29 protein-coding genes are annotated in these 24,339 nt (G+C 36.7%); 19 read left to right on the forward strand and 10 right to left on the reverse strand.

The genetic code is table 11. The annotated features are described in order from the left end of the window. Positions 1–4 precede the first annotated feature (4 nt). Positions 5–409 (forward strand): thiol-disulfide oxidoreductase DCC family protein, encoded by a 405-nt coding sequence (locus IEV41_RS03355; protein WP_188387023.1) that lies wholly within the window; start codon positions 5–7, stop codon positions 407–409. 202 nt (positions 410–611) lie between these two features. Beyond that, a complete protein-coding gene (locus IEV41_RS03360) occupies positions 612–1,352 on the forward strand; it encodes a hypothetical protein (RefSeq protein WP_188387024.1) in 741 nt (246 codons plus the stop codon). Between the two features lie 167 nt (positions 1,353–1,519). Here the strand turns inward: IEV41_RS03360 and IEV41_RS03365 are convergent, their stop codons facing one another. Then, positions 1,520–1,945, reverse strand: a complete 426-nt coding sequence (locus IEV41_RS03365) for a hypothetical protein (RefSeq protein ID WP_188387025.1) — start codon at positions 1,943–1,945, stop codon at positions 1,520–1,522. Positions 1,946–2,080: 135 nt separating this feature from the next. Here IEV41_RS03365 and IEV41_RS03370 point away from each other — a divergent pair, with 135 nt between their 5' ends. The 8 genes from IEV41_RS03370 (at position 2,081) to IEV41_RS03405 (ending at position 7,166) form a co-directional block, all read left to right on the forward strand. Continuing rightward, positions 2,081–2,218: a hypothetical protein gene (locus tag IEV41_RS03370; RefSeq protein ID WP_188387026.1), complete on the forward strand. Its 138-nt coding sequence runs from the start codon at positions 2,081–2,083 to the stop codon at positions 2,216–2,218. A 287-nt stretch (positions 2,219–2,505) separates the two neighbouring features. Further along, on the forward strand, positions 2,506–3,018 hold the full coding sequence (locus IEV41_RS03375; RefSeq protein ID WP_188387027.1) for a GNAT family N-acetyltransferase: 513 nt from the start codon (positions 2,506–2,508) through the stop codon (positions 3,016–3,018). A gap of 81 nt (positions 3,019–3,099) precedes the next feature. Then, entirely contained in the window at positions 3,100–3,534 is a 435-nt protein-coding gene (locus IEV41_RS03380; RefSeq protein ID WP_188387028.1) for a BrxA/BrxB family bacilliredoxin, read from the forward strand. Positions 3,535–3,583: 49 nt separating this feature from the next. Further along, entirely contained in the window at positions 3,584–4,099 is a 516-nt protein-coding gene (locus IEV41_RS03385; protein WP_188387029.1) for a GrpB family protein, read from the forward strand. Between the two features lie 3 nt (positions 4,100–4,102). Then, on the forward strand, positions 4,103–4,888 hold the full coding sequence (locus IEV41_RS03390) for a class I SAM-dependent methyltransferase (RefSeq protein WP_188387030.1): 786 nt from the start codon (positions 4,103–4,105) through the stop codon (positions 4,886–4,888). A 180-nt stretch (positions 4,889–5,068) separates the two neighbouring features. Then, a complete protein-coding gene (locus IEV41_RS03395) occupies positions 5,069–5,863 on the forward strand; it encodes a thymidylate synthase (RefSeq protein ID WP_188387031.1) in 795 nt (264 codons plus the stop codon). Next, complete coding sequence (locus tag IEV41_RS03400; protein WP_188387032.1) at positions 5,860–6,333, forward strand: dihydrofolate reductase; 474 nt, start codon at positions 5,860–5,862, stop codon at positions 6,331–6,333. Before IEV41_RS03395 ends, IEV41_RS03400 begins: the two co-directional genes overlap by 4 nt. Before the next feature lie 119 nt (positions 6,334–6,452). Further along, positions 6,453–7,166, forward strand: coding sequence for a lysophospholipid acyltransferase family protein (locus IEV41_RS03405; protein ID WP_188387033.1), 714 nt, complete (start codon positions 6,453–6,455; stop codon positions 7,164–7,166). 662 nt (positions 7,167–7,828) lie between these two features. Here the strand turns inward: IEV41_RS03405 and IEV41_RS03410 are convergent. The 7 genes from IEV41_RS03410 to trhA form a co-directional block, all read right to left on the reverse strand. Continuing rightward, positions 7,829–8,503, reverse strand: a complete 675-nt coding sequence (locus IEV41_RS03410) for a YfjL-like protein (protein WP_188387034.1) — start codon at positions 8,501–8,503, stop codon at positions 7,829–7,831. A 105-nt stretch (positions 8,504–8,608) separates the two neighbouring features. Continuing rightward, entirely contained in the window at positions 8,609–9,289 is a 681-nt protein-coding gene (locus tag IEV41_RS03415; protein ID WP_188387035.1) for a YfjL-like protein, read from the reverse strand. Between the two features lie 97 nt (positions 9,290–9,386). Beyond that, on the reverse strand, positions 9,387–9,665 hold the full coding sequence (locus IEV41_RS03420; RefSeq protein WP_188387036.1) for a YfjL-like protein: 279 nt from the start codon (positions 9,663–9,665) through the stop codon (positions 9,387–9,389). Between the two features lie 84 nt (positions 9,666–9,749). After that, positions 9,750–10,436 (reverse strand): YfjL-like protein, encoded by a 687-nt coding sequence (locus IEV41_RS03425; RefSeq protein WP_188387037.1) that lies wholly within the window; start codon positions 10,434–10,436, stop codon positions 9,750–9,752. Between the two features lie 194 nt (positions 10,437–10,630). Beyond that, positions 10,631–11,308: a YfjL-like protein gene (locus IEV41_RS03430; RefSeq protein ID WP_188387038.1), complete on the reverse strand. Its 678-nt coding sequence runs from the start codon at positions 11,306–11,308 to the stop codon at positions 10,631–10,633. Positions 11,309–11,385: 77 nt separating this feature from the next. Then, the gene (locus tag IEV41_RS03435) at positions 11,386–11,541 is read right to left on the reverse strand and encodes a hypothetical protein (protein ID WP_188387039.1); all 156 of its coding nucleotides are present in this window, start codon (positions 11,539–11,541) and stop codon (positions 11,386–11,388) included. Positions 11,542–11,650: 109 nt separating this feature from the next. Further along, positions 11,651–12,277, reverse strand: coding sequence for a PAQR family membrane homeostasis protein TrhA (gene trhA / locus IEV41_RS03440; protein ID WP_188387040.1), 627 nt, complete (start codon positions 12,275–12,277; stop codon positions 11,651–11,653). A 270-nt stretch (positions 12,278–12,547) separates the two neighbouring features. Between trhA and IEV41_RS03445 the strand changes: the two genes are divergently transcribed. The 7 genes from IEV41_RS03445 to IEV41_RS03475 all read left to right on the forward strand — a co-directional run bounded on the left by IEV41_RS03445 (position 12,548) and on the right by IEV41_RS03475 (position 19,913). Next, a complete protein-coding gene (locus IEV41_RS03445; protein WP_188387041.1) occupies positions 12,548–12,727 on the forward strand; it encodes a twin-arginine translocase TatA/TatE family subunit in 180 nt (59 codons plus the stop codon). 95 nt (positions 12,728–12,822) lie between these two features. Continuing rightward, on the forward strand, positions 12,823–13,554 hold the full coding sequence (gene tatC, locus IEV41_RS03450; protein WP_188388664.1) for a twin-arginine translocase subunit TatC: 732 nt from the start codon (positions 12,823–12,825) through the stop codon (positions 13,552–13,554). 112 nt (positions 13,555–13,666) lie between these two features. Then, complete coding sequence (locus IEV41_RS03455; protein WP_188387042.1) at positions 13,667–15,055, forward strand: M1 family metallopeptidase; 1,389 nt, start codon at positions 13,667–13,669, stop codon at positions 15,053–15,055. A gap of 122 nt (positions 15,056–15,177) precedes the next feature. After that, positions 15,178–16,020, forward strand: coding sequence for a DegV family protein (gene fakB / locus IEV41_RS03460; RefSeq protein WP_188387043.1), 843 nt, complete (start codon positions 15,178–15,180; stop codon positions 16,018–16,020). Positions 16,021–16,125: 105 nt separating this feature from the next. After that, positions 16,126–17,676, forward strand: a complete 1,551-nt coding sequence (locus IEV41_RS03465) for a spore germination protein (RefSeq protein ID WP_188387044.1) — start codon at positions 16,126–16,128, stop codon at positions 17,674–17,676. 9 nt (positions 17,677–17,685) lie between these two features. Further along, a complete protein-coding gene (locus tag IEV41_RS03470) occupies positions 17,686–18,798 on the forward strand; it encodes a GerAB/ArcD/ProY family transporter (protein WP_188387045.1) in 1,113 nt (370 codons plus the stop codon). Then, positions 18,795–19,913, forward strand: coding sequence for a Ger(x)C family spore germination protein (locus IEV41_RS03475; RefSeq protein WP_188387046.1), 1,119 nt, complete (start codon positions 18,795–18,797; stop codon positions 19,911–19,913). The genes IEV41_RS03470 and IEV41_RS03475 overlap by 4 nt, the downstream gene beginning before the upstream one ends. A 40-nt stretch (positions 19,914–19,953) precedes the next feature. On the opposite strand, the gene IEV41_RS03480 is transcribed toward IEV41_RS03475, so the two are convergent. Next, a complete protein-coding gene (locus IEV41_RS03480) occupies positions 19,954–20,868 on the reverse strand; it encodes an MBL fold metallo-hydrolase (protein ID WP_188387047.1) in 915 nt (304 codons plus the stop codon). A 152-nt stretch (positions 20,869–21,020) separates the two neighbouring features. On the opposite strand from IEV41_RS03480, the gene IEV41_RS03485 reads away from it, so the two are divergent. Further along, positions 21,021–21,608, forward strand: coding sequence for an SCO family protein (locus IEV41_RS03485; RefSeq protein WP_188387048.1), 588 nt, complete (start codon positions 21,021–21,023; stop codon positions 21,606–21,608). A gap of 32 nt (positions 21,609–21,640) precedes the next feature. Here the strand turns inward: IEV41_RS03485 and IEV41_RS03490 are convergent, their stop codons facing one another. Continuing rightward, positions 21,641–22,102 (reverse strand): Hsp20/alpha crystallin family protein, encoded by a 462-nt coding sequence (locus tag IEV41_RS03490; RefSeq protein WP_188387049.1) that lies wholly within the window; start codon positions 22,100–22,102, stop codon positions 21,641–21,643. Positions 22,103–22,370: 268 nt separating this feature from the next. On the opposite strand from IEV41_RS03490, the gene asnB reads away from it, so the two are divergent. Beyond that, entirely contained in the window at positions 22,371–24,284 is a 1,914-nt protein-coding gene (gene asnB / locus IEV41_RS03495) for an asparagine synthase (glutamine-hydrolyzing) (RefSeq protein WP_188387050.1), read from the forward strand. Positions 24,285–24,339: the final 55 nt, after the last annotated feature.

The following is a 24,339-nucleotide window of genomic DNA, read 5'->3' on the forward strand; positions in this document are numbered from 1 at the left end:
TAAGATGATAATCGTTTTCTATGACGGTTGGTGTCCGATGTGTACAAAGGCTTCCGAGCGAATTAGACGTTATGACAGCCGTAACAACGTAACAACCGTATCATTCCGAGATTCAGAAATAGTCCAAGAATATAACCTAACACCAGATATGCTTGAAAAAATGAGTAAACGATTATACGTATATAATACAAGTACAAAAGAATGGTTCGATGGCATCCATGCCTGTGATGTTATTTGCAAAAACATCCGTCGTTTTTGGTGGCTCCTGCCAATGATTCGAGTAAGTATTGTCTTTGGCTTCGGCCAATGGACGTACGACTGGATCGCAAAGAGACGAAAAATCGTCCCATCCAATTTATGCGACGAACATGGGTGCCAACTCCCACAACGTCCAAAAGGTAACGAGTGAAACGACTCACGGCCAATGTTTTAACATACTACAAATAGTAGTGGATACTATGTTCGATATGAATCATGGTATCCACTTTTTCTTTTATTGTGATGATAACCAATAATCTAAGATACAGCTTTTGTTTTTTCAGAAATAGCTAGGCAGCGTGATTGTGAAAACAAAAACTTAATTATGAAGTAATGGAAAAGGAAGTACATAAATGAATATGGAAAAAGACCTTAAACAAAATAGTGAAGGTACTAAGAAAAAAGTGAGATGGGGATGTCTCACTACTGTTGTACTTATTTTAAGTCCAATCATTTTATTTGTAGGTTGGTTTTCTTACGACATGTATTTTAAGGAAGTTACACTTGTGAAAAGTCATTCTCCAAATAATATGAATACGATTAAAGTCGTTCAAAAAGGTTCGGCTTTTCTCTTTGGTCCATCTTCTGTCAGAATTAAATGCGGTTGGTGGGAACATTTAGATAAAGTCATTTCAAACGATGGGAAAACTCTTGACTCCTCAAACGTCTCAGTAAGTTGGGAAAATGATTACGAAGCAACGATAACTCTGTACGGAGAAGAACAAGAACCTGAGATTATAGAATTTAAAACATCAAATGAATCTAATGGAGCTAAATTTGATTCAAAAGCTAGCGAGGAGGTACAACAAGAAGTCGGTTCCTTTACCTTTAAAACAAGTGAATCTCCCAATCTAATAAATATTATTGAGTTTAGAGAAATAGCGGAACCCCGTTCATCTGTAAGGATCTACTATGGAAAAAGGGGTAGCGTTTTAGAAAAATATAAAGAATTTACTCTTACAGAAATGTATACACCAGATAACTTCAATGTCGATTGGGAAAGTGATGAACAAGTAACGATAGATATAGTAAGGGAAACAGAAAGTGGAAATACTTATGTAGAAGATACCATCGAGATTGAATTGTCAAAGTGAATTAATCTCTTTATATGCTATACGTGTTTCGTGAAAGGGCTGAATTGGGAGGTTACGAAAGGACAGTACATATTAGTTATATAAAATGTACTGTCCTTTCCTTTGTTTCTTAAATTCAGCTTTGATAATTTATAGATGATGGGATGTTTTTGTATAGGAGAGAAGTGCTAGGTGTGACGAGGTTTTATATAAAGCTCTATTCCAGCATTAATAGCGTATATTAAGACAGACATAGGAGAAATAAGAAAGAACAATCCACTTTGCCAATCTTCTACTAATATAACAACTTTAATAGAAAGTATCGCTAATATTAAAATGTAGAGAAAACGCATTGTTTTGAATTTCATGTAGTACAAAATAGATATGCATAAGAACAACGTATTAATGATAATGATGCAAGTGAGTAGGAATTTCCATGTTGGCTGGCTACTGTCACCACCAACGCCAAAAACACCTGAAAATTGAACAATGAAAAAAGACACCCATGTAATAAGGTTCAAAAAGCCTAATATGAGTGCTTTATGTTTAAGAAGTAAATATATACTAAGGAGAGGGGCGAATATGGAGATGAAATATAAATCGTTAAATTCCATTTCTTGTGCCTCCTATTTTTATGGGTTCTTTTGTTTCCTTGGAAACAAAAGAGAAACCAACCATACGATGATACATACATGCATAAAGACAAGGAAGATAGCCCAAATTGCACCTTGTTGTAAGTGGTGAATGACATGCTCATATTCATTCCTGGTAATCTTCCTATGCAACTGATGATGGTGAAGAAAATCGTTGTGGCAGCCAATTTCACTCGTTTCTTTCGAATGATACTGAATATTGCTGTTCCTAATGTTAGTACTAACACAGCATAATAAATTATCCAAAACCAATTCGGAAGTGTCTCCCAGTACATATTCATACCTCCTGTTTTGTAAATTCTATTTATTGGTAAAATAGTAACTTGTTTTTTAAACGGAAGCAATGAAAAATAAGTGTGCGTATTATAAAATGGGATGTTTTTTAGTAGGAAAGAGTGTCAGAGCATATACATGATAAGAATAAGAACGAGTATATAGATACTATCTTCATATATGCGTGCATCTTATGAGAAGGATTCCATGCATACGATGTGGAATATTTCTTACCGGGGGTGACAACAATGGAAAACATAACAATTCGTACTGTTCGTCCAGACGATGCACGAATAATTGTACAACTACATCTTGAAATAGCAAGCGAGCGTGAATTTCTAATTACAGTTCCAGAGGATTTCAAGCGAACAGAAGAAGAACAACGCATATGGATTCAGCAGTTACTGGCGAATGAACGAGAAATGGCGTTTGTTGCAGAAGTAGAAGGAGTAGTAGTTGGATGGACGATGTTTTCATCATCGGACCGTGCTCGTTTAGCTCATGCAGGTTCTATTGGTATTTTTATCAAGAAAGAATATCGAGATATTGGCATCGGTAGACGATTAATACAGGCGATACTCGATTGGGCAACAGAACATCCAGTTATTGAAAAAGTGAGCTTAGGCGTTTTTGCAACAAATATACGTGCCATCGCCTTATATAAAAAGCTTGGATTCGTTGAAGAGGGACGGAAAGTACGTGAATTCAAGTTGAGCGAGAATGAATACGTTGACGATATTTTGATGTATAAGTTCGTATAGAAGCCATATTAACGATGGAAATGTGGTATAATAATGACGTTTAACGTACATAGAAGAAATTTTTTAAGTGAGGGTAAAAATATGAATGCATATGATCAATATATGAGACAAATGGCACAAGGAATGCGTGATGAGTTAACGCGTGCAGGTTTCCAAGAGTTAACAACGGCTGAAGAAGTACATGATTTCATGGACAAAGTAGAAGGTACAACATTAGTAGTAGTGAACTCTGTATGTGGTTGTGCAGCAGGATTAGCACGTCCAGCAGCTGTTCAAGCATCATTACAAAGTGAGAAGAAACCAACGAATATCGTAACAGTATTTGCAGGTCAAGACCGTGAAGCAACAGCAACAATGCGTGAATACTTCGGCGATATCGAGCCATCTTCACCATCAATGGCATTATTAAAAGGAAAAGAAGTTGTTCACTTCATTCCACGCCACCACATCGAAGACAACACATTAGAAGGTATTTTTAACAACTTAACATCAGCATTTGAAGCTCATTGCGAGTAAACAGGAGAGACGTGCATAGCGTCTCTTCTTTTATTAGGGGGATAGAGGGATGCGAAAGACGAGAGTTGAACTGTGGACAGCGGAATGGGAAGTCATGTTTGAGCGAGAGAAAGAGGCATTGCAGTGCATTTTTCCATCAGCGGAAATTCATCATATTGGCAGTACATCTGTGAAACATATTGGATATGCAAAGCCAATCATTGATATTTTACTTGTTGTGGATGATATGCAAAAGGCGGAAGTAAGTTGTGAGGGTATGAAGGGGTTAGGATATATGTCACGCGGGGAAAACGGGATTGCTGGTAGACGTTATTTTATTAAAGGTGGGGATGAACGAACACATCACGTTCATCTATATGAGGACGGAAATCAACAGATTAAGAAACATCTACTTTTCAAACAATACTTACAAGAACACACAGATGATGCGAGACAATACGGGGAATTGAAATTTGAACTACAACGGAGGTTCCCACACAACACTCACGATTATCAGAACGGAAAAGAAGCATTCGTGAATAATGTGATGCAAAAAGCAGAGCAATGGGACGAAGAGAAAGGATAAGACATGTTAATAACAACAGCAGGAAGAACGAATAAAGAAATGATTGCATATGCAAAAGGAATTGCTGAAGTTTTGCAGTGCGACTATTTCGTACGTAAAGATTTATCTATTACTGCAATCCAACAACAGACGAACGAAGATGTATTAGTAGTTGGAAAGAATCGTCTCGAAATACATACTGTACACGGAGAAGAGGCATTCTTCTTCCACCCAAATTCTGCTATGTTCCGTGTGAAGCGATTACAACGAGGTGAACATGATCCATTTATGGATGCCGCAAAGCTACAGAGCGGTATGCGAGTGCTCGATTGTACACTTGGTATGGGATCAGATAGCATTGTCGCAAGTCACATCGTTGGAGAGAGCGGTCGTGTTATTGGGATTGAAGGAAATACATATAGCGCCTACCTTGTGCAAAAAGGATTACAAGAATGGCAAAGTGGTAATGAAGAAGTCGATGCAGCGATGCGAAGAGTACAAGTTCGAAATAGCGAATATTTGTCGTTCTTACACTCATGTGAGGAGAATAGCTTTGATGTTGTTTATTTCGATCCAATGTTTGAAGAGAACATTCAAGAATCTGATGGTATTAAAGGATTGAAACATTTGGCTCTTTATACAGATATAACGGAAGAGGTAATGGGAGAGGCGAAGCGAGTAGCAAAGCAACGCATCGTTTTGAAAGACCATTACAAAAGCGAACGATTCACCCGTTTTGGCTTTGACGTGTACAAACGTAAGACAGCGAAGTTTCATTTTGGGGTGTTGGAATTAGAGAGGTATGACTGAGAATCACATAAAAAATGGATAAAATCAACAGCCGAGTAGCGTGTTGGTTTTTATCTACTTACCATAAATATTTCACATACCGTATTTGAAGTACAATCAATTCAAAACGTCAAGAATGTTTATTTCTTTTTTCTTATGATAAAATTAATTTTTAAAAGTTAACGGAAAAGGGGCGTTTTGATGAAACAATATTTAGACTTATGCAAACATGTACTCGAGAATGGAACGAAGAAAGAAGACCGCACAGGAACGGGCACAATTAGTACGTTTGGTTATCAAATGCGCTTTAACTTACAAGAAGGTTTTCCGCTTGTAACAACGAAAAAAGTACATACAAAATCGATTATCCACGAATTATTATGGTTCTTAAGTGGCGATACAAATATTAAGTACTTAACAGATAACGGCGTGCGTATTTGGAACGAGTGGGCAGATGAAGAGGGAAATCTTGGTCCAGTATACGGTTACCAATGGCGTTCATGGCCGACATCAACAGGCGAGACGATCGACCAAATTACAAATCTTATTGAACAAATTAAAAATAATCCAGATTCACGTCGTTTAATCGTATCGGCATGGAATGTAGAACATATCGACAGCATGGCATTACCACCATGTCACTGCTTCTTCCAGTTCTATGTGGCAGATGGAAAGTTGTCGTGCCAGTTATATCAACGTTCGGCAGATGTATTCTTAGGCGTACCATTTAATATCGCATCGTATGCGTTATTAACGATGATGGTGGCACAAGTATGTGATTTAGAAGTAGGTGAGTTCGTTCATACCTTCGGTGACGTGCACATTTACACGAACCACTTAGAGCAAGTGGAATTACAATTAACACGTGATCCAAAACCACTTCCAAAGATGAAAATTAATCCAGATGTGAAGTCTATCTTCGACTTCACATACGAAGACTTTACATTAGAAGATTACGATGCACATCCTCATATTAAAGGAGTGGTAAGTGTATGATTTCCCTCATTTGGGCAATGGATGAGAATCGTCTAATTGGTAAGGACAACGATTTACCGTGGCGTTTGCCAGCAGAGTTAGCCTATTTTAAACGCACGACAATGGGACAACCTATTATCATGGGACGCAAAACATATGAATCAATTGGTCGTCCACTTCCAGGTCGTGAAAATATCGTTGTGACGCGCAATAGCGATTTTACAGCGGAGGGAGTTACAGTTGTTCATTCGCTACATGAAGCATTAGAACAAACGAAAGAGACAGAGGCGTTCGTAATTGGTGGTGCACAAATTTACAAAGAAGCTCTGCCGCTTGCGAGTCGTCTATATGTAACACATATTCATCATGCGTTTGAAGGGGATACATACTTCCCGGAGATACCAAAGGAATGGAAAGTCATTTCTTCTGAAAAAGGACTAAACGATGAAAAGAATCCATACGACTATGATTTTGTTGTGTATGAGAAATAAGTAAGTAGGAAAAGTAGAGTATATGGGTACATATACTCTATTTTCTTATGGAAACAGTCTTTTCTTATAGAGGTACATTTTGTATAATAAATAAGATAATGAATTAGTGGAGGGTACATATGTTTCGTACGATTTATGCTGCATTGTACATTGTAGCGTTAACTTTAGGCACATATCCTAGACTTCTTAAGATGAAGAAGTTACCAAAGGATATGCCAGCAATAGAAAAAGACAAGCTTGTGCATCAGACGCCGAATAGCTTCGGCCAAGGGATGCTGAAAGCGACAGGTTCAACAGTGACAGTGGAAGGGTTAGAGAACATTCCGCAAGATCGTTCGGTATTATTCGTAGCAAATCATCAAAGTAATTTTGACATTCCATTATTAATGGGGTACTTACCAAAGCCATTTGGCTTCATTTCCAAAGTAGAAGTAAAGAAATTACCAATCGTGCGTGAGTGGATGGTAGAAATGAATTCTGTCTTCATGGATCGTTCAGATAGAAGACAATCACTTCGAGCGATTAAAGACGGAATTGAATTATTGAAGAATGGTCATTCCTTACTTATCTTCCCAGAAGGTACACGTAGTAAAGGTGATGCAATGGAAGAATTTAAGACAGGAAGTTTCCATTTAGCGGTGAAATCAGGTGTACCAATTGTTCCAATTACAATTAGCGGAACACACAAAATCTATGAATCAAATGGAAATCGTGTGAAACCAGGACATGTGAAACTAATTATTTCCGAGCCATTATTCATGGAAGACATGAAAGATTTAGAAATTAAAGAAATAGCGAAGCTAACAGAAGAGAGAGTAGCTTCGAAGTTATAATACGTAGAAAACAAGAAGAAACTCAGAGTTTAGACGACTCTGAGTTTCTTTGTATATGTAAGATCTCTCTTTTTCTTTTGAGTATAGCATTTATGTTTATAAAAGGGGATATTTTGAATATGTATATTCTCTAAAAGGAGAAAGTAGTTTCATTGGAGAATATGTCAAAAAGGGGGTGGAATGATGAAGGATAAGTACACCATTCAAAAAATCCTAGTCGCCAAAAAATCCTAGTCGCTCTTATTGCGATTCAAGTTATTTTCTTTGCTAGTCATTCATTTGAAGCATTGTTTTCATCCACATCTTTTTCCAGTCATATTTACTTAGCGGATATTGGAGAGTTTGTAGTATCAATTGCTATAGGTGTCTATTGTTATACGAGAATTAATAAGACGGTAGCTAGTAAATACAAAGACCTCGTATTGAATTATATAGCAGCTATGATAGCTGTGTATCTTTTTTTCGGTATTGCGCGGAATTTTTTTCTTTCATAGGTCATCTTTTGCAACGAAAGGATAAGGTAATTCCTTTCGTTTTTTTGTGCCATAAACACTAGTTTTTTCCACGGAAGTCCTTGGAATTCTACATAAATATAGCCAGTGAAAACCATTGTACTAATGATAAGGATAAGGAATATCCATTTCATTTCAGTTATTTATTCCTTATCTATATTTCAAAATATCTTCTTTTGTCTTTATATTGTCAAGCTCATTTCCTGGAATATCAAGGGTTTTAAAACTAGCTTTTGGTGGAAGAGTTTGTGAACCTACATATAGATGAACATTTCGTATATCTTTTTTCTTCATCTCGTCTATGACATGAAATAGCTGTGTTAATGTAACTTCTTCATCCACCTTCTTGAGTAAAATGTGGTATTGTAATTGTTCGTTCACATCTTTGTAAAGGGGAATAACGCCAGTATAGTTGTATTCAATGTGAGAACTAGGATGAGCGGTATGTTTATGAACATTTGTCATGTGTTTTTCGACAATAGGTTGCATATCCTCGTTTATTTGTGATGCCCATACGTGTTGAAGGTAAGAGTCTAGTAATTCATCTCCAACTTTGTCTGCTGTAAATGTAAAGGTTTCATTTTTTCCTTTTTCCGATAAACGAACACCATAACTAGGTTTTTTGAACGTATAATAGCGTTCTTCAATGGTTGTTTCGATGTTATATTTCTGTTCAACATGTTCTTTCAGTTCATTTGCAATGACATACTTTTTCCATGGTAGACCATTAAAACTTACGTAAAACCAGCCCCAATAGAGAATAATTGCTGTTACGAAAATACTAGATAAGCCAATCCATACCCATTTCAGTTTTATTTTATCCATAGTCACCTTAATCCCCCTATATTTATTTGCCCTCGCATATTACATCTTTATTCGCTATAAGAAGTGGGAAGTCCTTTTATACAATAAGAGCGCGTTGTTATTAATTTAGTATGGAGAGATAGTGTTTATTACGATATATTCTAAGATATCTTCTTTTGTTTTTATATGTTTTATGGCGAAGTCTGGGATATGTATGCTCTTTGAATCGGAGTGCTGTGTAGAAGTAGGGGCCAATTCTATATCCACATTCTTTATTTCTTTTGTCTTAATTTCTTTGACGACCTGGAGTAGTTCTTCGTAGATGATTTGTTCATCTAATTTGTCCCAAGGTTTGTTTAGAACAATCCGATAGTTGAAAGTTTGCCCAGCATTTTTGTAGTGGGTAATGTTTGTGTCTCCGGTATATCCAGGTCCGTGTGTATGTGTCGCTTCATAAGTGTTTAAGTTGGACATATGCTTCTGTACAATTGGATTTAAATCATTCTCAATTTGCCAAAACCATACCTCTTTACCGTATGTATCTTCTATGCCACTATGCGTTTTCTCTGCGTGAAATTGAAAGGTCTTATCTTTTCCATCTTCATAAAAATAAGCCCCGTAGGTTCCTTGTTTAAAGTTGAAATATGTGTCTTTTATGCTTGTTTTAATACTATATTTATTTTCTAGATGCATTTGTATTTCATTTGCAGTATCTTGTGCTTTCCACGGGAGGCCATTGAATCCAATATAAAAGTAGACGCCGACAATGATGATTCCGGTTAGTAAGATACCAAGTACCCATTTCATTTCTATCATCCCCATAAGTTTATCGTGCGTTTAGCATAAGAAGAAAGGGTACTAAAATCTCGCGTGATTTAGCACCCTATATCATTCAATATACATATTAAGAATATGAATCTTCTATATTTTCTCCAATTTGGATGACAGTGAAGAGGGCATCTTCTCCTTTTTCTGTTTCATACAGGAGAACTCCATAGCCACCGTTTCTGAAATTATAATATTTCTCTTTAATCGTTGTTTGAATGTTATATTTCTTTTCAGCGTATTTTTGTAGTTTCTTGCTAACCCGTTGTTTTTTCCAAGGAAGGCCATTGAACTCTGCATGAACAAAACAAATAACAATAAGTGCTACTACTAAAAAAATGCAAAACATTAAGTCCATTTTCTCCACCCCCATACTAATTTATTTCGCTATAAGGAGATGGAAATCCTTTTTCTAAAAAAATAGAGTGCTAGCTTTAGCACTCTAGTAAGGTGAACCGTCACTTGTAATAACATATTTTGCAATATCTTCTTTTGTTTTGATTTGTTCCATATCTGTGTTACGAATACGGATGTTTTTCGGATCGGGAGCCTTGGTATGGACAAATACAGGACTTAAGTAGAGGGTAATAGTGTTGATTCCTTTGTCCTTCATTTCTTGAATAACATGGAATAACCCTTCATGAACGGCTTGTTCATCCACTTCGTTCCAAGGTTTGTCTAGCACAATGCGGTAGAAGAAAGCTTGTCCAGCATCTTTGTAGTGGGGAATGATGCCACTACCATCATAGGGAGTAGTAGGTTGGAGATCAGCTCCGTGTGAACCTAAGTTGGGGACATGTTTCTTCAAAATTGGACCCATTTCGTTTTTCATTTGCCAAGACCATAATCGCTCACCGTATGTATCTCTTATACCGTCCGTTACTTTCTCCGCGTAAAATTCTAAGTTTCCTTCTTCGCCTTCAATGTAGATATGAGCACCGTATATTCCGTGTTTGAAATTGTAAAACGTTTCTTTAATATTCGTTTTAACGTTGTATTTCTTGTCTAAATGTTCTTGTATTTCCTTTCCGATTGCTCGTTCTTTCCAAGGAAGACCTGCAAATGAGAAATACAAAAATCCGATGAAAGCAATAATACCTACTGCTACTATTCTTAAAAACCATTTCATTTTCTTTTACCTCTTAAGTTGTTATTTTAGTTTCGTAGATGTATTTTTCGGATGAAGGGAACAAGAGATATAATGTCATAATTTACTTTTACTGTCAATGGGATGATAGTTGGGTTCATAGTGTTTAATAGAGTTTATGGAGGAAAGATAGTAGTGTGGAACGGCCTTTTGATATAAAGGCCGTATGTATATAGTTAGTAATCTACTTTCACATATTTCACGATATCTTCTTTCATCTTTATTTCATGGAGGGAACTTTTTGGGATATAAATACGTTTAGGATCTACAGGCTTCGTAAAGTCGAAAAAAGGAGCCAATTCAATATCTACATTCGTTATATTTTGCTTCTGTACTTCTTGTATGACGTGAAACAACTCCGCATGGACGATCTGTTCGTCTATTTCGTCCCACTTTTTGTTGAGAGAGATAAGGTAAAGGAAAGTATCTCCGACGTCTTTATAATGCGGAATGCTGCCATGACCATGATATTTGTTTCCATATGTTGTAGAAATAGCTCTATATGAATCTAGATTAGAGATATATTTCTTGACGATTGGACTTACGTCTTTATTTAGTTGCCAGAACCATAACTCTTCGTCATATGTATCTTCAATGCCATCGTTTATTTTTTCTGCACGGAATAGGAGACGTTCACCTTTTCCTTCTTCATAAAAATGCGCACCATACGTTCCATATTTAAAATTGTAATATGTTTCTTTTATGTTTGTTTTGATATTGTACTTTTGTTCAAGATGTTCTTGTAGTTCCTTCCCGATGGCTTTTTCTCTCCACGGAAGCCCAGTGAAATGAATGATGAAAGAGCCACCTAGAACGAGAATGATAGTTAGTACAATTCCTGTAAACCATTTCACATTGTTTCTCCTCTCGTTGTGAAAGACTGATGGAATTCTAAAATCGACCAATAAACGCATCATTTGGTCGATAAATCTTAGAAAACGACATTTTTTACAAAGAGAATGCCGTATAAGAGCGCACCCATAAGCAAGATAAATAAGCTAACCATAACAAATCCATATGCAAAACCTTTACACATAGCAACTACATCTAAGAAAACATGTTTGAACGCCCTACGTATTGTAGCCATTGTTATCCTCCTCAGTAGCTTATTATCCGTATTTTACCATGTGAGTTCGTTTTGTTAAAAATAAAAAGCACATCACCGTATAAAGAGTGATGTGCTTCGATTTATATTTTTAAATTACAAACAGCCAGACACATAAGAACATGCATGCGCTACCGCTTAATACGAACACATGCCAAATCGCATGGTTAAAGGGTAACTTCTCCCATAAGTAGAAGATTGCACCTACTGTGTAGAGGACACCGCCACCAACTAAAAGCCAGAATCCAGCTAATTCTAATCCGTCATATAATGGCTTAATTGCTACAACAATTAACCAGCCCATAATGACGTAAGCGATTGTTGAGATTACATTGAAGCGTCCGATGAAAAGGGATTTAAATACAACACCACCAATCGCAATCGTCCAAATAATGGCGAACAATACCCAACCAAGTGTACCTTTAATTGTTAATAATAGGAATGGTGTATAGGTGCCGGCAATTAAAATATAAATTGCTGCATGATCTAGTATTTTGAATAGTTTGCGTACTTTGTGGTGATGGATACTGTGCATTAACGTCGAACATAAGTATAAGATAAACATACTTGTGCCAAATATAATCGAACTCATGAGCGCTAAGGAATCACCTTGGCTTGTTGCGCGACCAATTAGCATAATTAAAGCGGGAATACTTAACAATGCACCAACACCATGTGTGATAGCATTGGCAATTTCTTCTTTTAACGGATAACTCATTGTGTCCACCTACTTTACGGAGAATGTGTATATACTTATATACAAGCATACTATTTCACATACGAAAAGGCTACTACTATTATGAACTATAAAAAAGATTGTTACATCCTTAACTCGTTAAATTGACCAGCAAAAATTAAAAGTGCTATACTAAGAATAACAAATATTATAAAAGGAAGTACTGTTGCTTTACTAGATTACGAATAGGGTAATTATGTGTAGTCGATAAAGGGACAGTATATATTCCATTTACATTTAGGGGGAAATTGTATGGCAAACATTGGTGTACCAGGAATGATTCTTATCATCCTTCTTGCGCTAATTTTATTTGGACCGAAGAAGTTACCTGAAATCGGCCGTGCATTTGGTGAAACGTTACGTGAATTCAAGAAATCAACAAAAGATATCGCGAATGATGACGTTGAAACAAAAGACGTGAAAAAAGTCTAATAGATGGCGAATAGAGAAGATGTAAGACATTATATCTTGCATCTTTTTCATTGTATGTTACAAAAAGTGTGGTGAGCAGAGTGAATGAGCAAGAAATGACGGTCATCGATCATTTAGGAGAACTAAGAAAAAGGCTGATTTATACAGCGCTTGCTTTTTTAGTTTTTATAATCGTTGGCTTTGTGTATACGAAAGAAATTTATCATTTTCTTATTAAAGATTTAGGGCAGCCGTTAACAGCGATTGGGCCAAGCGAAATTTTATGGGTACATTTCATGATTGCGGCCGTATTTGCTTTTATTTTAACGATACCATTTGCGGCATACCAAATATGGGCATTCGTAAGCCCGGCATTGAAGCCTCAAGAAAAAAGAAAAACGATATGGTTCATTCCAGCGTTGTTCATGTTGTTCTTATTAGGACTTGCTTTCGGGTATTTCGTTATTTTACCAATCGTCCTTAAGTTCTTAATGAACTTAGGAGAAGATATGTTTAATGTGATGTTTACAGCGGAGAAATATTTCTCCTTTGTATTTAATATGACGATACCATTCGCAGTGTTATTCGAATTACCGTTAGTCATTATGTTTTTAACGGCAATCGGAATTTTGAATCCGATGTATTTAGCGAAAGTAAGGCGATATGCATATTTTATTTTAATTATTATCGCAGTTTGTATTACGCCGCCAGACTTCATTTCCGACTTCTTAGTGGCAATTCCATTATTAATTGTCTATGAAATTAGTATTTCTGTGTCAAAAATTACGTACAAGCGTCGAATGAAGCGTATGATACAAGAACAAGAAGATTTTACACATAATGAATAAAGTGAAGGTGAGTTCTACCGGGGTAGAGCTCACTTTTTTTACTTTTTGGCAGGAATCGACAAAGCGGATGTAGTACTTCTATTGAAATACATTTTTTGGTAGGGGTGGTAGGGTGAAAAAGTACAAGTTGTTACTATCGATTAGTTTAGTAATCAGTATTGTACTTAGCGGGTGTTTTGCCAAAGAAACGACGAATGAAGCACTAAAGGTTAAGGAAGAAAGTAAAAAGAGGGTTGTTTCGAATTTAGAAGGTTTTACACCGCAAGAAATTTTGCCAGGTAGTAAAAGTGAATATGATATGAAATTAGCTATGAATGAGGAAGGTAAGTTTCGGGCAGATGCAAAAATTACGATTACGAATCTATCAGATGAGACATGGTCGGATTTAAAGTTGTATGTGATACCGAATGTGTCTACGCCTATTAAAATTACATCACTTAAAGTGGATGGAAAAGAAAGGTCCTATACACTTGAGCAAGATATGTTACATGTTCCGCTACAAGAAGGCGTAGCTCTGAATAAGAGTGTTACATTCCATATGAAGTATGAGTTTAAGGAGCCAATAAGCGGGTTCCGATTTAGCCGAATTGGAGAAAATTATTATCTTGCCCATTGGTATCCGATGGTTCCGACGTATCGTAACGGCTGGAATAAGCAACCTTATGCGAATAACGGAGAATCTTATCACACAACATTTAGTAACTTCAAAGTTGCATATGATATACCAGAAGAATATACAATCGTTACCACTGGCGAGAATCGTCTGCCTAGTGGGAGGAATGGCGTTATTCATGCAGAGAAGGTGAAAGAATTTTATGTAGGCATTATGAAGAATCCAAAAGTTGTGGAACGGAATATACAGAATGTCAAGATAAGGATGCTTGGTGTAGATGAATCGGATGAACTATTACAAGAAGTGTTTGGAATAGCCGAGAGGGCCCTTACGTATTTTTCAACAACATTTGGTCCATATCCACATAATGAGCTTGATATTATACTAGATGGACCGGCAATGGAGTATCCAGGAATCGTAACAGTTAGTTCTGCGAAGGAAGTTCCGAAAGAGTTTCTAGTTGAAGCAATTGTCCATGAAATTGCCCATCAATGGTTTTACGGCATGGTAACGAACGATCCTTATTTTCATGCATGGATAGATGAAGGGATGACAAGCTTAGCGACGGATATGTTTTTGGAGAAGAATCTTTCAAAAGAACATTATGGTTCGTTTTTAGAAACTAATGGTGTTAGGCCATCTAACTTAAGTCTGAATGATTATGAAGGTACGTTGATTTTCGCTTATATTTATGGTCAGGTTCCTATGAAGATAAATGAGATATTTGATGGTTATAGTGGAAGAGAAACTGCCGAAGCATTCCTAAAAGAATACGTCCGCCTCTATCAATACAAAGAAATAGACACAGATGAATTTGTTCGCTTTATAAAACATTATTTACAGCTAGAAGACGATTCGTTATTTGAAGGTTGGTTGAAGTTAAAGTGAATGTTTTTCCTAGATTCCTTAAATGATGGTAGTTTGCTTATGTAGACTTATGATAAGATAGAGCAAGAGAGGTATACAGCACAGACGAACTAAGAATTTTGTGAGGAAGAAGTGAATAGAGTATGGGGAAAATCAAAATAGTAACAGATTCGACGATGGATATTCCAGAGAGCGTATTGGAGCAATGTGGGGTAGAGGTAGTACCATTATCTTTTATTATTGACGGCCAAACATACCTAGATCGAGTTGACATAACGCCCGCACAATTTATTGAGAAAATGATGGCATCTAGTGAGTTACCGAAGACATCACAGCCAGCAGTAGGATCATTTGTCGAAGTATACGATCGTCTTGGTGCAGACGGTAGTACGGTTCTTTCTATTCATATGACGAGTGGGATGAGTGGTACATATGCATCAGCATGTACAGCAGCTACGTTAACTTCTACGCATGTAGAAGTAGTTGATTCGACGTATATGTCACAAGCAACTGGCTTTCAAGTGCTAGAGGCAGCGAAGATGGCACAAGAAGGATGTTCGTTAGAAGAGATTAAAGCCCGCCTTGAAGAAGTGCGAGATCATTCTCGATTATATGTTGTTGTGGATACGTTAGATAATCTAGTTAAGGGTGGCAGAATCGGAAAAGGAAAAGCGTTAATCGGTTCGTTATTAAATATTAAGCCGATTGCGACGTTGGAAGAAGGAGTATACGTACCTGTATCGAAAGCGAGAAGTCATTCGCAAGTAGTCAAAACGTTAACGAAATATTTCCAAGAAGAAGTAAATGGCAAAACAATTAAAGCAGTAGGTATTTCGCATGCAAAAGCATTAGAAGTCGCAACGAAATTGAAAGAATCGATTCAAGAAGTGAGTGGATTCGAAAACATAACGGTGTATGATACAACACCAGTTATTAGCACACATACAGGTGTTGGTGCGATTGGTTTTTCTTATTTTGCGGAGTAAGGTTGAAAAGAGTCTAAGACAAATGTCTTAGACTCTTTTTTTGGTTATTTTGGATAAATTTGGGGATGATACAGAGTAAAGTCGTAGATGAGATTAGGTGATAGGGTGTTTTTCAAAAGCAATGATTCGAAAAAAGGACAAGGAACATCTACTACAAATAATAATGAAGTACAAGAAGTAACGAACTATGTTCAATTTCATGAGAAAGTGAAGCAATTAGAAGCATTGAAACAACACAATCCGGATTTATTAATAAGAATGCTCCAAGTGGGTGAACAGCAAGTTGCGATAGTGTATGTAAAGGGAAGTGTAAATGAACAGGAGTTAAATCATTTACTTATTAAAGAGATTTTACATATACAGGAAGAACAATTGTCTAATCAGTTTCTCATTCATTCAATTCCAATTGCTGAATATAAAGTAGAATCAGACGTGTCTGTGCTTTATGAATCGTTGTTAGGTGGTTGGATTGCTGTTTGTGTACAGACTGAAACGAATAGTGTTCTTTTTAACTTGGCTATCGTACAGCAACGAGCACTCTCAGAATCTCAAAATGAATCGAGTGTTTTAGGTCCGAATGTCCAGTTTACAGAATCACTCTCTACGAATACACAAGTTGTTCGGCAGATTTTGAATAACGCCGCGCTAAAGATTGATACGATGCAAGTAGGAACTAGAGTACCAAGGGAAATTCGTATTTTCTATATGGATGAGTTAGCAGACGAACAAGTTGTAGAGTATGCCAAAAGGCGGTTAAAGGCTATTTCGATGGATGAGGTAGGAGATGGAACGATACTCGCACAATTGATGGAAGACAAAAAGTATTCAATCTTTCCAGAGTTATTAAACACAGAACTACCTTACCGTGTAACACAATCGATTATGAATGGCAAGATAGCTATACTAATAGATGGTAGTCCGATGGCAACGATAGGACCTACGTCCTTCTTTAGTTTCTTTTCAGCAAACGACGATGCGTACTATCGATGGCAAATGGCGACCTTTTATAAGTTACTACGTTTATTTGGCGTATTCATTTCGATTACGTTAACAGCATCTTATGTTGCAGCACTGACGTATCATTATGAAATTATCCCATCAGCGTTGTTAATGACAATCGGGAAATCCAGAGCGAATGTACCATTCCCACCTGTATTAGAAGCACTCATGTTAGAAGCAATTATTGACTTAGTGCGAGAGGCTGGGGCGAGGCTTCCAACAAAGGTAGGGCAAACGATGGGAATTGTAGGAGCGATTGTTATTGGGCAGGCTACTGTGTCAGCTGGTCTTACAAGTAATATTCTCATCATTATTGTGGCCGTTACAGCATTAGCGTCATTTACTGCTCCGAAGTATGTATTTGGTACAGCGATGAGGATTATTCGTTATCCTCTAATCGTTCTGGCAGGAATGTACGGATTAATCGGTGTTGTATATGGATTGACCTTATTAATGATTCATTTATTACGATTGACTAGTTTAGGTAGGCCATTCTTAGAACCGATATTCCCGCTTCGATGGGAGGATTTCACGAAAGGTATTATTTTTATGCCTAAGAAAATGATTAAGTATCGCCCAGTATACAGCCGTTCTGGAGATAAAAAGAAAAACGATCCTTCTACGTATATTGAAAAAAACAAAGATATTGATGAGTAGGGTTATGAGATGATGACAAAACAAAAAATAGCTCCACACTTATTATTTAATAGTTATTTAATCGTATTTATTGTGAGTATGGTTCAGATTGGAATAGGGGTAACAGCATTTCAACGTCCGGTGTTTAAGCATGCACAACAAGATTCATGGATTCCTGTCATCGTGGCCGGAATAGCCGCTCATATTAGTATTTACTTCATTACAAAAACACTTGAACAGTTTACAGATGCAGACTTGTTCGACATTCATAAAGAAGTGTTTGGAAAGATAATGGGTAACATACTTAATGCAATATATGTCACCTATTTCTCACTCGTATTTGTTGCGCTTTTAGCAAGTATTTATGAAATTATTCGAACGTATATTTTCTTTGATATAAAAATATGGGTTGTTGCATTTATGTTTATCACGATAAGCATGTATTGTGTTTTTGGAGGCGTAAGGGTTATTGCTGGATTTTGTTTCTTAGCTTTTTTCTGTACGATGTGGATGTTGTTTGTCTTAAAATATCCCCTCTCTAATTTGAAGATGGTTCATTACTTACCTGTATTCGAAAGTTCATTTGAAGATCTTGCGAAAGGTACGTATCAAATGGTGATAACCGTTATGGGATTTGAAGTGCTGTATTTCTTTTATCCGTATACAAAAGAGAAAAAGAAAGTAAGGAATTATGCATTTTTAGGGAATCTATTAAGCACACTAGCATATTTGTATTTAATGCTTCTATCCATTGGCTTCTTTAGTGCACAAGAGTTAGAGAAGAATGTATGGGTGTCGTTAAATTTATTTAAAGTCGTTCATTTTCCTTTTCTAGAACAGTTCCAAGTCATTATCATTTCGCTTGTGTTAATCTTAGTAGCGCCAAACTGTATTACTTATTTATGGCTATGTTCAAAGGGAGTAAAGAAAATATTTGGGATGAAACAAAAGTACGCTGTTTATTTATTGTCAGTTATTTTCTTGCTGGCAAGTTTATTCTTTTATAAACGTCCACAAATAAATGATTTTAATAAAGTTGTCCAAGCGGTAATGGCTGTTATGGCTTTTATTTATCCTTTCTTTTTGTTTATCTATACAAAGGTGTATTTCCGTCTAAAGAAGAACAAGGAGAAAAGCACATGAAGAAAAAATATGTATTCATCATCATTTGTCTCTTTAGTTTAGTTGGATGCGTGAATCAGAAAGTACTGGAGAATTTAGGGCTAATTATTGCGGTTGGGTATGATAAAGACGGTGAAAAGGTGAAAGGGAAAGTTATTACACATCATTTTGGGCAGAAGACAGAGCAAGTAGCAGAGGAGTTTGAAGGAGAAGGATTTACTGTTAAGGGATTTCGAAAGGATGCGAATTATCAAGTGAGTAATCGCCTTGTATCGGGTCAATTACGTGTCGCGATATTTAATCAAGAATTAGCAAAGGATGGCATCATTACATATGTCGAATCATTAATACGAGATGCATCTACACAAGCGAATTTATACTTGGCGATTAGTGAGGGGAGTGCACGTGAATTATTAGATCAGAAGAAGTTTGATAAGAAAGGAAATGTAGGGATTTATATTTATCAAATGATTCAGCAGAATGTGAAGGCAGAAACGATGGTAGAGTCGACGATTCATAACTTTGCGAGAGATCACTATGAAATAGGACAAGATTCCATTTTACCAATTATTAAGCAAACAAAAAATGGCGTGTCTGTCGATGGGATTGCCATGATGAGAAGAGGCAAGATGAAATTTATTTTGCCAGAACAATATAAATTTTATTTAGGCTTAATGCGAGAAGGGTTCCAGAAAGTAGAGCAGGAGATGGAGTTACCATTTGAACCATTCAAAAAGCATGTGCAAGGGGAACCAAAGAATGAGACATTCCACATTATGTTGAATCAATTTAAGGCAAAGCCGAAAATTAAAGTGATAAAAGAAAAGCCGATAACTTTTCAAATTGACATTGATGCAAAGGTTGGAATATTTGAAGTAACGGAAAAAATGGTCATCGATGAAAAGTTATATCCGGTACTCGAAAAGGAAATCGCGAAAGAAATAAAGAAAAATGTAGAAGGATTACTAGCGAATCTACAAGAAGAAGATTGTGATCCAATTGGGTTTGGTAGTAGATACAATGCTCATAAACGAGGAGTACATCTTACAAACGATATGTGGTACAAAATGTACAAAGACGTTAAATTTAAGGTCAATACGAAAGTTGAGATTTTACGGAATGGTGTATTAAACTAATGAAAAAAGGAGCATCACATTGCTGTGACACTCCTTTTTGTTATTTGTATGTCTCACCTAAAGATAAGCATGTCAGTTGTTCTTTTGGTAATTCATATTTCTCCCACGCTTCATGTAGTCGTTCTAATGCTTCGGCTGTTGTATCATCTGCTAGACGGAACGCACCGTAATGCATCGGGATGAAGTGTTTTGCTTGAATATCAAGGTATGCTTGTACAGCTTCTTCCGGTGCCATATGAGAATCGCGCATGAACCATTCTGGCTCATATGCACCGATTGGCATAAGCGCAATATCAATGTCAAATCGCTCACCAATTTCTTTGAAACCATGGAAGTATCCGCTATCTCCGCCGAAGTAAATTGTTTCTGTTCCTTGGAACATCCAGCCACCCCAATGAGATGTATTCATATCAAGCATCGTTCGACGAGTCCAGTGTTGAGCTGGAACGAAGGAGAATGTAACACCTCTGTATGTTTGTTCTTCCCACCATGTGAATTCTTCTACATTTGTGAATCCTTTCTTATTAAATAGCTTCTTTAATCCGACAGGCACAAAGTATGTAATACCGTGAGGGAGTTTTTTTAAGGTCGGGAAGTCAAGGTGATCATAATGGCCGTGTGAAATGACAACGACATCAATCTCTGGTAAATCACTTATCGCAAGACCGGGATTGGTTAGACGTTTATCGAATCCCATTCGATATGCCCACACAGGATCGGTCAAAATTGTACAGCCATCTAGTTGTACAAGAAATGTTGAATGACCAATCCATGTAATAGTTGTGTCTTTTTTATTTGATTGTAAGTACGCGATTTGCTTTTCTTCAGATTGTGGTACGTTGTATGACACGTCTTTCTTTTTCTTGCTTCGTTCTTTACGCCAGCGATACATGTCGCCAATCGATTTCTTATTCGTTACATGATTATCTATATTTTTATAGCGCATAGTATCCATCCTATATAGTGTTTTTGTCTAAAATGTGACATATAGCACTATTTTATACAAACATTAGCCGAAAAGTAAATAACAGAGGAGATATATTAGTAGTTTTCAAGATATGAATTTGTTAAAATGTTAACGAAGTATACATAGGTGGTGGGGACACAATGAAAGCAAAGATTAAAGGGGTATTATTATTAGCATTAAGTTTGTTCGTGTTTAGTGGATGTACGGGAGAAATTGCGAATGCCCGTACAAGTCCGATAGAAATAGAGGATTTCACAATGACAAATCAGCACGGAGAGAAATTTGGTTTGTCTGATCTGAAAGGGAAAGTATGGATTGCGGATTTCATTTTTACAAATTGTAATACGGTTTGTCCACCGATGACAGCGAACATGATGAAGTTACAAAACATGATAAAAGATGAAGGTCTAGATATTGAGATTGTGTCATTTAACGTTGATCCGGAAGTAGATACACCAGAAATGTTAAAAGCATACCTTGAGAACTACAGCGCAGATCAAACAAAATGGCATGCATTAACAGGATATTCACAAAAATTCATTAATGAATTTGCGATGAAGAATTTCAAATCACTTGTTGATAAGCCGAAGAAGGGCGATCAAGTTATCCATATGACACAGTTTTATTTAGTCGATAAAAACGGAGAGTTTATTAAAGAATATGCAGGATTAGAGAATCCTCCGTACGAAGAAATGATTAAAGATATGAAGGTATTAGTGAAGAAATAAGAGAAAACCGCTTCTAAAAAGAAGCGGTTTTTTTAATATATTTCAATCGTTTCGTTTGGAAAGGCTTGTTTCGGAGCACGAATTTCGAGAATACCATTTTGGAAGGACGCTTTAGAATTCTTCTTATCTACTAAATAAGGAACTTTAATTAATCGTTCACTGTAAGAAGAAGAGCGTTCTTTACGGTGGTAGTTAGATAGTGTGTTTTCTTCTTCGAATGTAGAGTCGTATCGAATCGAAATCTTTACATGTGTACCAAGCGTATCAATGAAAATTTGTTCTTTGTGTATACCAGGTAATTCTGCTTTGATAACAAGTTCATTTTCCGTTTCATACATATCAACAGGGAAGGAAGAGAATATACTGTTGCTATGCTTATGGAAAAAGGCGTTCATTTCCTCCAAAAAGTTTCGTACTGTACCTTTCTCCATGAATTGATCGACTTTTTGTAAGTAATTTTTAAAGTTCCGTGTATCTTTTTTATTTTCTTCCATAGTCGGGTCACCATCCTATCTTTATCTGTTCCATGTAGTGTATGCATAGGCGATAAAAATGTTGATTGTTCCTTATTTTTTGCTGTGAAAAGGTGTAATTTATGTTACTATAGAGAATGTTGTTATTTAGGTGCAGATAAGATAGGAATGAAATGATATCTGGCTTGTATACAATGGCAACCTCTATCGGGATAAGATAGAGTTAGTGACTTTAATAAATGACAAAATGAAAAATGAACGAATCTGAAATATAAAAGGAGTTTTAAACATGTGCGGATTTATTGGTTGTTTTTACGATCATCCACAACAATTTACTGAAGAAGAAATTAACTTATTCCATGGAATGAATGATATTATTACACACCGCGGACCAGATAGCGACGGCTACTTCATGAATGAGCACGTACAATTTGGTTTCCGTCGTTTAAGTATTCTTGACGTAGAAGGCGCACCACAGCCACTTACATATGCAGACGAGCGCTATGTGATCATCTTCAACGGTGAAGTATACAACTATGTAGAGTTACGTGAAATGTTAATCGACAAAGGCTTAACATTCAAGACACACGGCGATACAGAAGTAATCGTTGCCCTTTACTCATATATGAAAGAAGAGTGTGTGAAGCACCTTCGTGGTATGTTCGCGTTCTTAATTTGGGACAAAGAAGAACAGACGTTATTCGGAGCACGCGATCACTTCGGTATTAAGCCATTATTCTATCATGAAGAAGGCGATAAATTATACTTCGCATCAGAGAAGAAGAGTATTCTACATGCGGTTAAAGAGGACAAAGTAGACGTAACGAGCTTACAACACTACTTCACGTACCAATACGTGCCAGAGCCAAACAGCATGTCAGAAAACATTAGCAAAATCGAACCAGGTCACTACTTCGTGAAAGAAATTGGTAAACCAATCTCGATTAAGCCTTACTGGAAGCCAGAATTCAAACCATTAAATATGGAAAAAACAGAAATCATTAAAGAAATTCGTGACGTATTATACGATTCTGTGAATGTTCACATGCGTAGTGACGTACCAGTAGGTTCATTCTTATCTGGTGGAATTGACTCATCAATCATTGTATCGATTGCGAAAGAGTTTAACCCAGACTTAACAACATTCTCTGTAGGTTTCGAACACGAAGGATTCAGTGAAGTAGATGTAGCGAAAGAAACAGCTGATAAGCTAGGTTTACGCAACATTGACGTAAAAGTAACGCCAGAAGAGTACATTAACGAATTACCGAAAATTTTATGGCACATGGATGATCCATTAGCGGACCCAGCGTGTGTACCTTTATACTTCGTAGCAAAAGAAGCAAGTAAGCATGTAACAGTAGTTCTTTCTGGTGAAGGTTCAGACGAATTATTCGGTGGATACAACATTTACCGTGAACCAACGTCTCTACAAATGTTCAACTACATCCCAAACGTTGGTAAGAAGATGTTACTTGGCTTAAGTGGAGCCCTTCAAGAAGGTTTCAAAGGTAAGAGCTTCTTAGAGCGTGGATGTACGCCAATTGAAGAGCGCTACTATGGAAACGCGAAAATCTTCACAGAAGAAGAGAAAGCACGTTTATTAACACAATACAACCATGATGTGTCGTACTTAGACGTAACGAAACCGTTATACAACAATGTTAAATCATATAACGATGTAAGCAAAATGCAATACGTTGATATGCACACTTGGTTACGCGGCGATATCTTATTAAAAGCAGACAAAATGACAATGGCTCATTGCTTAGAGTTACGTGTACCATTCTTAGATAAAGAAGTATTCCGTGTAGCATCGAAGATTGATCCAAGCTTAACAATCGCAAACGGAACAACGAAAGCAATCTTACGTGAAGCAGCACGTGGCATCGTACCAGATCACGTATTAGACCGTAAGAAACTAGGCTTCCCAGTACCAATCCGTCATTGGTTACGTAACGAAATTTATGACTGGGCAGTAAACATCATTAAAGAGAGTGAGACAGATCACTTAATCAACAAGAAGTACGTTCTTGATTTATTAGATACACATTGCCAAGGTAAGTTAGACTATAGTCGTAAGATTTGGACAGTTCTTATGTTCATGATTTGGCATGACATCTACATTGAGAAGAAATACGACACAGACGTATTCCGCAAGCAAGTGGAGAATCACCCACGCTACGCGAAAATGAACGTGTAATACAATAAGCGCACGAGATTTCAGTTTGGAATCTCGTGCGTTTTTTTGTGTAATA

The organism is Priestia taiwanensis (genome assembly GCF_014638355.1).
In the GTDB taxonomy this organism is placed as follows: Bacteria; Bacillota; Bacilli; order Bacillales; family Bacillaceae_G; genus Priestia_D; species Priestia_D taiwanensis.

Excerpts from the sequence above, each read along its gene's own strand:
- IEV41_RS03355 (WP_188387023.1), top strand. The coding sequence starts at position 5 with ATGATAATCGTTTTCTATGACGGTTGGTGTCCGATGTGTACAAAGGCT.
- IEV41_RS03360 (WP_188387024.1), top strand. The coding sequence starts at position 612 with ATGAATATGGAAAAAGACCTTAAACAAAATAGTGAAGGTACTAAGAAA.
- IEV41_RS03365 (WP_188387025.1), bottom strand. The coding sequence starts at position 1,945 with ATGGAATTTAACGATTTATATTTCATCTCCATATTCGCCCCTCTCCTT.
- IEV41_RS03370 (WP_188387026.1), top strand. The coding sequence starts at position 2,081 with ATGCTCATATTCATTCCTGGTAATCTTCCTATGCAACTGATGATGGTG.
- IEV41_RS03375 (WP_188387027.1), top strand. The coding sequence starts at position 2,506 with ATGGAAAACATAACAATTCGTACTGTTCGTCCAGACGATGCACGAATA.
- IEV41_RS03380 (WP_188387028.1), top strand. The coding sequence starts at position 3,100 with ATGAATGCATATGATCAATATATGAGACAAATGGCACAAGGAATGCGT.
- IEV41_RS03385 (WP_188387029.1), top strand. The coding sequence starts at position 3,584 with ATGCGAAAGACGAGAGTTGAACTGTGGACAGCGGAATGGGAAGTCATG.
- IEV41_RS03390 (WP_188387030.1), top strand. The coding sequence starts at position 4,103 with ATGTTAATAACAACAGCAGGAAGAACGAATAAAGAAATGATTGCATAT.
- IEV41_RS03395 (WP_188387031.1), top strand. The coding sequence starts at position 5,069 with ATGAAACAATATTTAGACTTATGCAAACATGTACTCGAGAATGGAACG.
- IEV41_RS03400 (WP_188387032.1), top strand. The coding sequence starts at position 5,860 with ATGATTTCCCTCATTTGGGCAATGGATGAGAATCGTCTAATTGGTAAG.
- IEV41_RS03405 (WP_188387033.1), top strand. The coding sequence starts at position 6,453 with ATGTTTCGTACGATTTATGCTGCATTGTACATTGTAGCGTTAACTTTA.
- IEV41_RS03410 (WP_188387034.1), bottom strand. The coding sequence starts at position 8,503 with ATGGATAAAATAAAACTGAAATGGGTATGGATTGGCTTATCTAGTATT.
- IEV41_RS03415 (WP_188387035.1), bottom strand. The coding sequence starts at position 9,289 with ATGAAATGGGTACTTGGTATCTTACTAACCGGAATCATCATTGTCGGC.
- IEV41_RS03420 (WP_188387036.1), bottom strand. The coding sequence starts at position 9,665 with ATGGACTTAATGTTTTGCATTTTTTTAGTAGTAGCACTTATTGTTATT.
- IEV41_RS03425 (WP_188387037.1), bottom strand. The coding sequence starts at position 10,436 with ATGAAATGGTTTTTAAGAATAGTAGCAGTAGGTATTATTGCTTTCATC.
- IEV41_RS03435 (WP_188387039.1), bottom strand. The coding sequence starts at position 11,541 with ATGGCTACAATACGTAGGGCGTTCAAACATGTTTTCTTAGATGTAGTT.
- trhA (WP_188387040.1), bottom strand. The coding sequence starts at position 12,277 with ATGAGTTATCCGTTAAAAGAAGAAATTGCCAATGCTATCACACATGGT.
- IEV41_RS03445 (WP_188387041.1), top strand. The coding sequence starts at position 12,548 with ATGGCAAACATTGGTGTACCAGGAATGATTCTTATCATCCTTCTTGCG.
- tatC (WP_188388664.1), top strand. The coding sequence starts at position 12,823 with ATGACGGTCATCGATCATTTAGGAGAACTAAGAAAAAGGCTGATTTAT.
- fakB (WP_188387043.1), top strand. The coding sequence starts at position 15,178 with ATGGGGAAAATCAAAATAGTAACAGATTCGACGATGGATATTCCAGAG.
- IEV41_RS03470 (WP_188387045.1), top strand. The coding sequence starts at position 17,686 with ATGATGACAAAACAAAAAATAGCTCCACACTTATTATTTAATAGTTAT.
- IEV41_RS03475 (WP_188387046.1), top strand. The coding sequence starts at position 18,795 with ATGAAGAAAAAATATGTATTCATCATCATTTGTCTCTTTAGTTTAGTT.
- IEV41_RS03480 (WP_188387047.1), bottom strand. The coding sequence starts at position 20,868 with ATGGATACTATGCGCTATAAAAATATAGATAATCATGTAACGAATAAG.
- IEV41_RS03485 (WP_188387048.1), top strand. The coding sequence starts at position 21,021 with ATGAAAGCAAAGATTAAAGGGGTATTATTATTAGCATTAAGTTTGTTC.
- IEV41_RS03490 (WP_188387049.1), bottom strand. The coding sequence starts at position 22,102 with ATGGAAGAAAATAAAAAAGATACACGGAACTTTAAAAATTACTTACAA.
- asnB (WP_188387050.1), top strand. The coding sequence starts at position 22,371 with ATGTGCGGATTTATTGGTTGTTTTTACGATCATCCACAACAATTTACT.